A 12,358-nucleotide genomic window follows, 5' to 3' on the forward strand; every position below is an offset into this window, starting at 1 on the left:
AAGCTTCCAATATCCGATACTACTCCATCATGATGCTATTCTGTTGTGATTAACCTTCTCTGCCGTGAATGGTTTCGCCAGCCCTGGCTAGGATGGTGTCTTTAAAGCTTTTCGGAGAACAATGATGGACGCGTTTAAACAGCTTGTAAAAATGGGAGAGGTTCGGCAAGCCGACCTGCTCAGCAATCTGAGCAATGCTGAGATCTTCGGTCAGAAGCAAGCGTTCCGCATATTTGATTCTGCGCTGAATGACGTAGTCAGTGAAAGTGATGCCTAAGGTCTGTTTAAAGTATTTAAGGAAATAGGTATAGCTGAAATTGACGAGAAGACAAGCCTGCTCAACCGTTATTTTATCGGATAGATGAGCTTCCACATAATCGAAGACTGCCTTTAGCTTGGCATAGTTCATCGATTGGTTATGTTCCAATAGCTCCTCGTTATCATGCCGCAATAATAAGAAAAGAAATTTCTTAACCAAATAGTTAATGGCCATCTCATAGCCTCTTTGCTTCTGTTCATGTTCCTGCTGTACTTCCATGACCGTGTTGTATAATTGCTGCCGCAACGCCGAATGATCTCTAGACAATGCGTTTAACCTTGCCAAAGGCAGCAATGATTCCTGAAACAAATATAGGACGGACAGCATGTTGGAATCCAGGAATGCCTCCAGCTCGAATTGAATCACAACATAATCGACCACTTCATTTTCTTTTCGCAGATCGAGATGGGGTTGGCTGGAGCCTAGAATTAACACATCACCCGCTCGCAAGTGATAAACTTCGGCCGGAGTATGGATTTCCATGCTTCCGGATCGCACAGCGATAATCTCTAGCTGCGGGTGAAAATGCCAGCCATGCTGGCAAATTGTCGTCGTGTGAAAGCTGCGCACTTGAATACGAAGCAGCGGATCTTGATAGAGAATGGGTTCCTTGATTAGTTCCATAAGATAGATACCTCCTGTTGCTAGCACCGATCGTTTTAAAAAAAATGAAGCCGCCATCGCTTAGGATGTTGGCTTCATATTCGCATTTCCGAATCAGACTACGTTATGGCGCCATATAACCGGCTTGATTATGACTGTATCCAATCGTTTCGCTCAAGTCAGCGGTCTGAACGTTATACACCTGAACATTCACAAAAGTTTGAGGGGATATATTTGCCAGACTGTCTACTTCTAGCGTAACCTCGTTCTCATGGCCAACGCCGCCCCAAGTCGCCGAATGAAAAGTGACTGAATCGTAGTTCATGCCGTCCTGTATCGTCACAATATAGATGCCGGCCTCTGCCGAAATCTGGCTTACGTTCTTGCTGAACGTCAACTTAAGAAGGCTTCTCCCAGACGTATTCGAGTCTCCCATATATTCCAATGCGTCTGCGGACAAGACCGCCGAGGGAGTGACCGTGATTTGCTGCGTCAGGATGTTGCTGTTGGCCATGCCGGATTTTGCTGCTATCGCTTTGACCGTAGATCCGGTTGAGACATAAAACGGTCCGTTGTACGCAATGGTGTACAGGTCATTCTGCGGATTCGTCGATGGATCATGAATGCCGTCCGTCGTGTAGTAGATCGTCGCGTCAGGCGTCGTTGTGCTCAGTGTAACCAGGACGCTGCCGCTTGAGTCAAGCTGCTCCGCCGCAGGGGTTGCTACTTGTGCTTGCGCTTGTGTAATTGTGTACGACACGGACATGATTGCGCTGTTTGTCATGCCATTTTTTATAGCAATGGCTTTAATCGTCATGTTATCCGCAATTGTGATCGGATAGCTGTAAACGACGCCGTTCGTTGGGCTAGGCTCGCTGTTATCCGTCGTGTAGTAGATCGTTGCCCCTTCCGTCGCATCGAGCAATGATACGCTCGTGCCTACCGTTACAGCTCCGCCCGATACACTAGCGGTCGGTGTCGCAACCGTCTCAACCACGCTCGGCGTAGGGTTTGCCGGCAGCACAACCTCAGCAGCTCCAACCGTATACGTTTTACTAGCTTGAAGGCCGCTGGCCGAATGGATCAATGTAACGAAAATCCGGTCACCCTTTAACATTGACGAGGTATCCGCTGTGACAGCCATACTTCTCAGGTCAATAGAAGCGGAAACCGAAGATCTGACTTCGAAGCCGGAGAGATCCTGAACCGTTTCGCCGAACTGATTGATCGCCTTGAACGGGATATCGACCGCTTTCGAACGGGCAACTGTGTCGGACGCGGAGGTGAATTCAATTTTGGTGACTTTCTCGGCCTCTACAGTCACGGCGGCAGTTGTTTTGTCTACAGCGGAGGCATCAAGGCCGGCTAAGGTAATGATGTAGCTTCCTGCTTCCAATTTTTTTGCAAAGGTCAAAGTAGCGCTTTTCGTATCAGCGGCCCATTCGACTTGCGCGCCTTCGGCTTTGGTGATGGATAGGCTGGCCTTCGTGGTATCAACGGGCTTATTGAAGGACACGTTGATTTTCTTCACGCTTACTTGCTTCGCTTCCGTAAGAGACACTTTCCCGGGAGAAACATACTGTTGTTTGGCTTCATATGCGCCTGTAAGGAGCAGATCGCGGGTAGCGTTGGCTTGGCCGCCGAACTTTCCGTCTGCGCCGTTTGCCAATAATTTTAGCTCCAGCGCCAGCGCGACATAACCCTCCGCCCAGTCGGATACCGTGCTGTCGTTGCCAGTCTTCGTTTTTGCTTCTGCGTCCTTGTTTAACGTCCGGACCAAGAACGTAGCCAGCTGTTCTTTGGTTACTTTGCCTGCCGGATTGTATGTACCTGCGCCATAGCCTTCCGTAACGCCGGCAGCTTTGAGTGCCTCAATGTAGGGCAGCGCATAACCATTGGCGGCATCATCTGCTTTGACGTCGCTGAAACTGGACGTTTTCAGATCTTTATTGACCTCTATGCCCGTAATCAATGCCGCAACCTTTGCGAATTGGGCGCGGTTCATCTCATCCTTGAGCCCGAACGTCGTATCGCTGATGCCATCGAAAATCCCGGCGCTAATCATAGCGTCGAACTTTGCTTTCGTTGCCGCATCCAGATCCTTCAGGTCGGTAAAGTCGGCAGAAGTCTTCGCTGCCATGGTTGCAGGGAAGGTGAAGGCGGCCGCATTTATTCCCAGTAGAGCCGCTATTGAAAAGCTTAACATTCGTTTTTTCATCGGATTCATCCCTTCGGGTGTTCTGTTTTAAAATGTGATGACTTTCAATAAAAATATCCAAAAAATATGTGAATAAGTGTAGATTCGACATCAAGTTGCAAATTCCTATACTTTGCTAAATAATTAAAGAATATTTTTGAGTAGTATCATCGTTATTTTTCGTGAACGGATAAAATAGAAGAACCCTAAAAAGGGGGGATGAAGAAGGAGCAATGACAAAACAATGGCGTAAAATGATTGGGGCCACAACCATAACCTATACCCTTCTGATTCTATATTTTATGTTGCTTGGTTTTGGCAGGACAGGCACAGTACATCTGGAGAGGGATTTCACCTTTATTCTGCTGCCGGTCGATTTCTTTAGGCTGCCGAGCGTATCTGATCTGCTGCATCCAGCTCTGATGGATCTTGTGGGCTTTGGAAACATCGCAGCCTTCGTCCCGTTTGGCCTATTGATCCCGTTGCTGTATCGCCTCCGTTTTGTTCGATTCATGACGCTGTTCATCCTGTCCATTCTTGTGATCGAAACGATTCAGGCACTAACTTTGCTGGGCAGCTTCGATATGAACGACGTTATTCAAAACGCATTAGGCGCGGCAGTCGGATTCGGGTCATACAAGCTTGGATGTCGTACAACAGACATTCGGCGAAAGATAGCTGTCACGAGCCTGTCCATTGTTGTCCTTATGATCGGGATTTGGGGGAGCTTTGGAATTGTCAGCAAGGTGTTTACCGAAGAGCTCGGCCCCTTCGTATCGTTAAATGAATGGAAAGACAGCACCGGAAAGCCCTCAACGGGAGCAAAGCCGTACAGCTTTGAAATTGGCGGTCAGAAGATAGAGCCTCAATATAACGTGTATAGCGCCGAAGGCAAAAAGGTTGAAACGTATACCTACATGCTAGGGAATAAAGAGCTTTATCTTTATCTGAATTATGGCATTCCTGATCAAGAGGATTTTCAAGGAAGCATAACGGCTTCCGTCGATGGGGAGGAGTTCCTGTCCACGTCTGCAGAAAATCAGCGTCCTGAGTGGGACATGACTAGCATTTATCTCGAACGAGCTAAGGAGCTTACCATAACGATTGAGGGAAATGAACGGCTGTGGGATGTTGGATTTAGGGAAATGAAATATTCGTGGGAGTGGTAGTACCGCAGGAATGTGGATACTATTTCCCGAGATGAGACGCGAAGTACACATAAATCGTATACAGCTAGGTGTCATTGGCTACTTTATGGAGGGATCCAGAAGGCTTGGCCAAGTCGAGGTTATTGAAATTGTCGGCTTGAACACAAACTTCTAGGCCCAACTAATGCCCTAAACAAAGAAGGATAGCCGAAGGCGGCTATCCTTTTTTTTCTTTCATAAAACAAGGCAAATAAACGGTTTAACTTTCCTCATATATCATGAAAACACCACTAAATTCACCTCGTAATCCCAATACAATTAACAACAATTCCACAAGTATATATAATATAACTATACTAAAATATTACACTCAGCGGAGGCATAGGATTATGCTAAACGTAATTTCATTATCAAAGGGAGCTAACACTTCATTAGCCTCAGGTGGAAACGTTACAGTGGAGCTGCAATGGGCATCGGCTTCCGTCCTGGACGTGAGTTGTTTCATGGTGAATGCCGAGGGGAAGGTTCCATCCGATGCTTATATGATTTTTTATAATCAAACAACGGACCCCGAACAAAGCGTCTGTCTTGAGACAAGCGAAGCGAATAAAACGGTGTTTACGATGAATTTGGATGCGATCTCTCCAACGATACATAAGTGTTTCCTAACGGCCACGCTGGACGGCGACGAGACCTTTCATTCCGTTAACGGGTTAGGTGTCACAGCGAAGGTCCCGAATGGAGAAGTGCAGTATCAAGTTGACGATGCCACAGACGAGAAAGCGCTCGTGCTTGTAGAGATCTATCGTCATCAAGGCAGTTTCAAAATTCGGGCGATCGGAAGAGGCTTTAACGGAGGGCTGAAGCCATTAGCAGAGTCGTTCGGGGTTCAGGTGGACGAGGAGGAGCAGTCTTTGGTTTCTTCAGAAACGGAGCCGCTCACGCCCGTTGAGCCGACATTACCTCTGCTTCCTGCTAGCGAGCCTAATGCGGTCTCTGTAGACGCGATCATCGCACAGCTGAAGCGGGCTGGTTTAGAGGCCGAGCATCCGGAGGAGCTTAAGGCAAGCGAGTTTGGCGATAGACGAAAAGAAGGCAAGAGAATTTATGTCCCCAATCTGGGTGAAGGCAATGGGGGCAGACTATTTGAGTTCGGCACGCTAGCGGATTTACAGTTTGCAAAGCATCATTATGATCATTTGAGTGGTATTGGATTTTTCTCTCACACGCATGCAAGGGGACTATTCCTGCTTCAAATGAACGGTGCGATGAAGCATGACGAGTTCGAGAAGTATACAAATGCCATGAATGACCTTATAACAGTAGATCACGAAGAGCATGAGAAAGCTGTTTATCATAACGCAGAACAAGCGGCTGACATTGAACAAATGATACAAGATAAAATAGTCGATCTGCTAACGGAAAATAACGTAGAAAAACCGCCGCACGGCAGCAATCCAACGGGGCAGACCAATTTTTGCAGCAGCTGCGGTTCCCAGCTCGTACAAAACGCCAAGTTTTGCTCGAATTGCGGAACCCCGGTGGCAGCTCCCGTTCCCGTGGCCGCCGCTGCAGTTAATCAGGTGGAGCTCGCTCCGGAAATGCCTGTGCGATCGGATACGGATACGCAAGCTAAAGCCGCCGCACCGTCCTCTTCCGTTACGTTCCAATTGTTGGGCCGCACGCTGTCCTTCTCGGAGGACATGGTGGAGTACAATAAGCTGAGAAGGATGTTCTCCACTTATGCGAGCAAAAGCAAAACGGATTTTGTTGCTTACTACAATACCTATGTGAAGTCGTTTGATGATTTGTTTGATAAAGCATTTCCTACATTCATCGAGTCCGTCATCGCATCGCTGAAATTCGGTGTTTCTGTCCTGATGAAATATGATGTGGACGATGTTGATTTTGATCGATTGGCAAGCTTCGCGGCAGAAGATCTCGACATGCAGAAGTATATCGCTCCCTTCGTGGAAGCTGCCGAAAAAATCGAGGAGTACGCGGAAAGCTTAAGCAGCTACCGAGAGCTCTCAAGAGCTGGACGAAGCAGGTGGCAGGGCGGAGGATTCGGGCTTGGCGGGGCGATTAAAGGCGCGCTAACCGCCGGCGTTTTAAATATGGGAACCGGAATGGTCAGAGGAATAGGCGATTCCCTGACTAATGCAGGAGACAGGGCGAAGATCGCTGGCATGAAAAAAGATATTTTCACCGATCATCGAACGCTGGCTTTATTAACCGAGGGCGTGCATGAATGCTGCTTCGGCGTGTTCTTTAGCGTCTGGCAGATTCTTGAGGATGAGGATCGAATACCGGTAATTGCGTTCGACACGGAAAGGTTGAATGCCCGGGCCAACAATTTGGTTGAGCATTATGCAAGCGACAAGTCACTTTACAACAAAGCTGTCGATGCGCTGTGTGAATGCATTCAGCATTATCCGTACTCGGTTTCTTATTATACGAATCTTTATTCTATCGCCAGAGACTCCCGGCAGGAGGCACTCAAGGCAGCGAAGTACTTTGGATTGGAATCCGAATACCGGGAAGCAATTGTCGATTTGGACCGTTCCCGCTTAGCCAACATAAAAGCTATGCCGGATGACACGCTGGAACAGATCGCTGCAAAGCGCCAGAAGCTTAATGGGCTGCGGCAAGACAATCCGGATATAGATGTGAACGCATTGCAATCTTCTCTGGGAGAGAAGAAGAACCTTCTCACGCGGCAGATGAAGCAGCAAGCATCGGTGGCAGCGGGCCTTGAGCAAGTGGGCGCTATTCGCAAACCGATTGATGAAGCGATTAGAAACGGCAATCTAGCATATGTTTGGGCCCAAATCGACAACGGTAACGTTTATGCGGAATACGCATTGGAGAAGCATTACAAAGACACGGTTTGTCATAACAGCATTGAGAAGTACAACGTTTCGGAAATGGAGAGCCTCCTGAGCGATGTCCAGAAGCGGGCGAATAGCGGGCATATCTATGCCCAATACCTGATAGCTGACATGGAATATGCCATGTACGGGCGGGACCGCCGCAATTCATCCAAAGAAAAAGCGGCAGCAAGCGTCGTAATCGATATGGCGGCAAAAGGAAACATTTCTGCAATCGCTATGCAGGGCTTCTGGGGTAGCCAAGGCTACAATAATGCTACATCAAACAAAAGCAGCGCTATTGCTTTGCTGGAGAAAGCAGCCAGCCGCCAACAGCCTACGGCTTTGGCTTGGCTCGGTTCCTTTTATCGATCGGGAGAGCATGGACTGTCCATAGATAAAGAGAAAGCGGAAATGATGCTGAAGCTAGCGGCGACGTACGGCCAACCGTATGGAATCAAAGAGCTGGATAAGCTGAACAGTGGGTCTACGAGCTCAAGCTGCTTTATTACGACCGCGGTGTGCCGTTCGTTGGGCCGCGCGGATGATGGATATGAGCTGACCGCTTTTCGCGCTTTCCGTGACAACTGGCTCTCTGAACAAGCGGATGGCGAGCGCTTAATTCAGGAGTACTACAGCGTAGCGCCGATTATTGTAAATCATATCGATGCGGAGGCAGACAGGGAAACGATTTACAGCCGGATTTGGAACGATTACTTGGAAGCATGCTTGCGGGCAATTGAAAATGGCAGCTATCAGCGGTGCAAGGATATTTACTGTGGGATGGTAAACGATTTGAAGCTCCGTTATCTTTAGGGCTATTTCTAGCAAAAGGGCAGGCCATCCCACGAGGCCACTCCATCAAGGAGTGGCTTCAGGCCGTCGAGAAGTCTCGATGGTCTTTTGATCGGCTAACGCGCCGAAGCGTGAATAGGGCAGAAAAAAGTGCCCTATTGTGCTGTCTAATGCGCCGAAGTAAGAATAGGGCAGAAAAAAGTGCCCTATCGGGCTGGCTAACGCGCCGAAGTGCGAATAGGGCAGAAAAAAGTGCCCTATCGGGCTGGCTAACGCGCCGAAGTGCGAATAGGGCAGAAAAAAGTGCCCTATCGGGCTGTCTAACGCGCAGAAGCGTGAATAGGGCAGAAAAAAGTGCCCTATCGGGCTGGCTAACGCGCAGAAGCGTGAATAGGGCAGAAAAAGTGCCCTATCGGGCTGTCTAACGCGCAGAAGCGTGAATAGGGCAGAAAAAAGTGCCCTATTGGGCTGTCTAACGCGCCGAAGCGTGAATAGGGCAGAGAGCCCCCCGTTTTGAAAACGTGGGTTTCCTACAATCAGTAGCCACTCCATCAAGGAGTGGCTTTTTCTTATATAAAGACCCTTTATTCCGTTCCAATGTCCAACGAATTCACAAATAGTTAACACGTTGCCCGTTGTGCATCATTGCCCAATGGGCAATAATATAAGCATAGATTAGGGAAGGATCACCATCCTAGAGGAGCGAGGTGTACGCACGCATAGGCGTGAACCGATGAACAAAAGAAGCTTGCGTGATATCAAAAAAGAAGCAACGGCTAATGCGATAGCTGACGCTGCTTACGAGCTGGTGCTTGAACGAGGGTTTGATGGCTTCGTTGTCGAGGATATCGTGCATCGAGCGGGTTTTTCCAGAAGAACGTTCGCCAATCATTTCTCCTGCAAGGAGGAAGCAGTGGTGATGGCAGTGCTATCGTTCAAGGGGAAGCAAGAAGCCGTGGATTTATTAGCAGGCATGCCGGTCAATACGCCTCCGCTCGATATTCTTTACCATTTGATGAAAATGCGCCTTACAACGGAGCTGCTCTGGAAAATGAATAAGCTCGTACTGCTTTCGGAGCAAAATCCAACGCTAAAACCCTATATGTTAAGCGTCATTCGTCGCTTGCAAAACGAGTGTCAGGAGCTCGTGACCAGCCTATCTACCGGACGGTATCCTGCGGCGTATACGCATATTTTATCCGGTGCTGTTTTCGGGGCGATCATGCCCATACTCGATGGCAGCTTGCAAGTGCGGTTTCCAGATCAAACGGATGCGGAACTGCCCGAAGCGATGACATTCGAGCACTATTTGGATGCCACGTTTAACTATTTGAGAAAAGGCTTTTAATGATTCATTAAACTTCGCATGATGCAAAAGGAGAATGAGTACCACCATGTCATCGTTCTTGTACAAATTAGGCAAATCCGCTTACGACAAGCCTTGGCATTTCGTCATCAGTTGGATTGCAATCCTGGGCATTGTTCTAGCCTTGCTAGGCGTGAACGGCATACACGGCAGCTCGGAAATGAAAATCGAAGGTACTGAATCGCAGAAGGTATTGGATCAGTTGGCGAAAGAGCTGCCAGCGGCTTCAGGCGGACAAGCTAGCATCGTGTTCACAGCGCCGAATGGGGAACGCCTAGATACGCCGGATCGGCTAACTGCGATCAGCAAAGCCGTGAATGATGTGTACGCACTCGACTATGTCATTAATCCAGCCAAGTTAGCGGCCGAGGCTGGCGTAACTGCAGCTGAAGGCCCGTCCTCGTCGTCTGGACAAGGCGCACAGCAGGCACAACAAGCTGCTCCAGCTGAAATGCCCCCTTATGGTCCTTTAATGGTGAACGGCGTTCCCGTACCAGGTGTCATGCTTGCTTCTAATGGCAGTGTAGCCCTGTTCCAATTCCAATTCACCGTGCAGCAAATGTCATTGCCGAAATCAGTTCCTGATTCCGTAATCGATGCCGCTATGGCTGTTCAGGACAATGGAACCGGCATTACGGCATTGCCGAGCGACTCGCTCACAACGAAAACATCGGTAGGCTCGACCGAAGGCATTGGACTTATTGTGGCGGCTATTGTGCTCTTGATGACACTCGGCTCCGTCGTTGCTGCGGGCTTGCCGCTGTTGACCTCCATCCTGGGGGTAGCCATCAGTGTGGGAGGCGCGTTTGCGTTCTCGAAATTCATTCACATGACGGATGTCACGCCTGCCTTGGCGCTTATGGTCGGCCTTGCGGTCGGTATCGACTATTCCTTATTTATCGTGAATCGCCAGCGTCGTATGATGCTGGATCAGCATTTAAGCGCACGCGAAGCTGCGAGCAGAGCGGTCGGTACGGCTGGCGGCGCTGTATTCTTCGCCGGCCTTACGGTCATTATTGCACTGTGCGGCATGCTCGTAATCGGCATTGAGTTCCTATCGACCATGGCACTCGTTGCCGCGGCAAGCGTTCTGATCAATGTATTGATTGCCCTAACCCTGCTCCCGGCATTGCTCGGCTTTGTAGGGGAACGAATTGTATCGGTCAAAGCGCGCGCCAAAAACAGTGCCCAAACGAACAAAGCGTCTCGTCAAGGTACGGCTGAGCGTTGGGTTACAGGCGTATTGAAGAAGCGTTGGCTCGTGATCGTCGGAATCATTGTCGTACTGGGCGTGGCAGCACTACCTGCTACCAAAATGGAGATGGGCATACCATCCGGCGCCTCGGCGAATTTGGATACGATGGCTAGACAAAGCTATGACGCGATATCCCAAGGTTTCGGAGAGGGCTTCAATGGTCCCCTGCTGTTAGTGGCAGAGTCCAAAAATCCCGGCAGTCCCGTCACGCCGGAGATGTTGAACAAGCTAGTGCAGGATATCCAAAAGCATAAGGATGTTTCACTAGTGACGCCGATGGGTGTTAACAAAACGGGCGATATGGCGATTATTAGCCTTATCCCGCAATCCGGGCCCACGGATACGGCGACCAAGAGCTTGGTCGAGGATCTCCGGGCTTCCGACTCCGACATTGCGCAAACGAACGGTGTCACCATTGGCGTTACCGGATTTACCGCCATTAATATCGACATGTCGTCCAAGCTTGCGGAGGCATTCCCGATCTACGTAGGGGTCATTGTAGTCCTCTCATTAATTATTTTGCTGCTCGTATTCCGCTCGATTATCGTCCCGATCAAAGCCACTGTCGGATTCCTGCTCAGTGTGCTTGCAACCTTCGGAATTACGACAGCGGTGTTCCAATGGGGATGGGTCCATTCCCTATTCGGCTTCGATACAGGCGGTCCGCTGCTGAGCTTTATGCCGATTATGGTCACAGGCATCCTATACGGACTAGCGATGGATTATCAAGTATTCCTGGTCAGCTCCATGCGCGAATCTTATGTCCATGGGCATCGCGGAGCCAAAAGCGTCATTCACGGATACGATCAAGCAAGCCGTGTCGTGGTAGCCGCTGCTGTGATTATGGTTTCCGTCTTCGCGGGCTTCATTTTCGCGCCGGATATTATGATCAAACAGATCGGGTTTGCGCTGGCGGCGGGCATTCTGATCGATGCCTTCATCGTCCGCATGGCGCTGGTCCCCGCGGTTATGGCCGTGTTTGGCGATCATGCCTGGTGGCTGCCAAAATGGATTGACCGCATTCTGCCTAACCTTGATGTCGAAGGCGATAAGCTAATCGCTGAGCTGAAAGCCAAGGAAGACGGAGAGAATAAGAATGTCCGATCGAAAGCTCGTGTCGTGCATTAAATAATGAAAGGCGTTTACTCCTACATCAAGGGAGTAAACGCCTTTTTGTCACAATAAGTCCTTCATATCCTTCCAATGATAGACCTTCACTTTACCCGATGGATTTTGGGCGGCGCGGAGCATTGCCCTGGCAATGTTGCTTGCCTTCATCCCTTTGTAGCGGCGTATGCCTCCTATGAAGAAGGGGTTAAGGACCGACCATATCGCCAGCACTACTCTTTCCACGAGATGGAACTCGCCGCGGTTGCCCATAATCATGGACGGACGAAAGAGATGCGTATGGTCAAAATCCAATGCGATCAAATCCCGCTCGATTTCCCCCTTGGTTCTTAAATAGGACATACGCGATTGGCTGCTGGCGCCTACCGCTGTAACGATGAATACGGCTTTCGCGCCTTTTTCTTTGGCGATCTGTGCGGCAAGTAACGGGTAATCATAGTGAATCTTCGGGGTTTTCCCGCCAAGCGTAATGAACACTTCATCCGCCTCAATCTGATCCTTCAGCTCGGGCAATGTATCCAAGTCCCCGATGAGCATGTTGAGCTTGGGATGGCGGATCGGCAAGTTGCTGCGCACGATGGCCGTTACCCGTTCATATTCAGCGCTGTTCAACAGCTGGTCCAGCAAATGAGAGCCTACAAAACCGCTCGCTCCGAAAACAACAGCCTTCTTCATAG

At 49.4% G+C, this 12,358-nt stretch carries 7 protein-coding genes; 4 read left to right on the forward strand and 3 right to left on the reverse strand.

Annotated elements, in window-relative coordinates:
- Positions 1-49: 49 nt before the first annotated feature.
- The gene (locus PAECUDRAFT_RS11720; RefSeq protein WP_083814138.1) at positions 50-1,000 is read right to left on the reverse strand and encodes a helix-turn-helix transcriptional regulator; all 951 of its coding nucleotides are present in this window, start codon (positions 998-1,000) and stop codon (positions 50-52) included.
- A gap of 46 nt (positions 1,001-1,046) precedes the next feature.
- Entirely contained in the window at positions 1,047-3,140 is a 2,094-nt protein-coding gene (locus PAECUDRAFT_RS24635) for a chitobiase/beta-hexosaminidase C-terminal domain-containing protein (RefSeq protein WP_006038316.1), read from the reverse strand.
- Positions 3,141-3,352: 212 nt separating this feature from the next.
- Here PAECUDRAFT_RS24635 and PAECUDRAFT_RS11730 point away from each other — a divergent pair, with 212 nt between their 5' ends.
- From PAECUDRAFT_RS11730 to PAECUDRAFT_RS11750, 4 genes are all read left to right on the forward strand, one after another.
- Positions 3,353-4,288, forward strand: coding sequence for a VanZ family protein (locus PAECUDRAFT_RS11730; protein ID WP_006038317.1), 936 nt, complete (start codon positions 3,353-3,355; stop codon positions 4,286-4,288).
- 368 nt (positions 4,289-4,656) lie between these two features.
- The gene (locus tag PAECUDRAFT_RS24640) at positions 4,657-7,953 is read left to right on the forward strand and encodes a TerD family protein (RefSeq protein ID WP_006038318.1); all 3,297 of its coding nucleotides are present in this window, start codon (positions 4,657-4,659) and stop codon (positions 7,951-7,953) included.
- A 712-nt stretch (positions 7,954-8,665) separates the two neighbouring features.
- Positions 8,666-9,280 (forward strand): TetR/AcrR family transcriptional regulator, encoded by a 615-nt coding sequence (locus PAECUDRAFT_RS11745; protein WP_006038319.1) that lies wholly within the window; start codon positions 8,666-8,668, stop codon positions 9,278-9,280.
- 34 nt (positions 9,281-9,314) lie between these two features.
- The gene (locus PAECUDRAFT_RS11750; protein WP_233516751.1) at positions 9,315-11,681 is read left to right on the forward strand and encodes an MMPL family transporter; all 2,367 of its coding nucleotides are present in this window, start codon (positions 9,315-9,317) and stop codon (positions 11,679-11,681) included.
- Between the two features lie 48 nt (positions 11,682-11,729).
- On the opposite strand, the gene PAECUDRAFT_RS11755 is transcribed toward PAECUDRAFT_RS11750, so the two are convergent.
- On the reverse strand, positions 11,730-12,356 hold the full coding sequence (locus PAECUDRAFT_RS11755; RefSeq protein WP_006038321.1) for an NAD(P)H-binding protein: 627 nt from the start codon (positions 12,354-12,356) through the stop codon (positions 11,730-11,732).
- Between the last annotated feature and the right edge of the window lie 2 nt (positions 12,357-12,358).

The sequence above is a fragment of the Paenibacillus curdlanolyticus YK9 genome (genome assembly GCF_000179615.1).
Lineage (GTDB): Bacteria > Bacillota > Bacilli > Paenibacillales > Paenibacillaceae > Paenibacillus_T > Paenibacillus_T curdlanolyticus.

Excerpts from the sequence above, each read along its gene's own strand:
- PAECUDRAFT_RS24635 (WP_006038316.1), bottom strand. The coding sequence starts at position 3,140 with ATGAAAAAACGAATGTTAAGCTTTTCAATAGCGGCTCTACTGGGAATA.
- PAECUDRAFT_RS11750 (WP_233516751.1), top strand. The coding sequence starts at position 9,315 with ATGAGTACCACCATGTCATCGTTCTTGTACAAATTAGGCAAATCCGCT.
- PAECUDRAFT_RS11730 (WP_006038317.1), top strand. The coding sequence starts at position 3,353 with ATGACAAAACAATGGCGTAAAATGATTGGGGCCACAACCATAACCTAT.
- PAECUDRAFT_RS11720 (WP_083814138.1), bottom strand. The coding sequence starts at position 1,000 with ATGGCGGCTTCATTTTTTTTAAAACGATCGGTGCTAGCAACAGGAGGT.
- PAECUDRAFT_RS11755 (WP_006038321.1), bottom strand. The coding sequence starts at position 12,356 with ATGAAGAAGGCTGTTGTTTTCGGAGCGAGCGGTTTTGTAGGCTCTCAT.
- PAECUDRAFT_RS24640 (WP_006038318.1), top strand. The coding sequence starts at position 4,657 with ATGCTAAACGTAATTTCATTATCAAAGGGAGCTAACACTTCATTAGCC.
- PAECUDRAFT_RS11745 (WP_006038319.1), top strand. The coding sequence starts at position 8,666 with ATGAACAAAAGAAGCTTGCGTGATATCAAAAAAGAAGCAACGGCTAAT.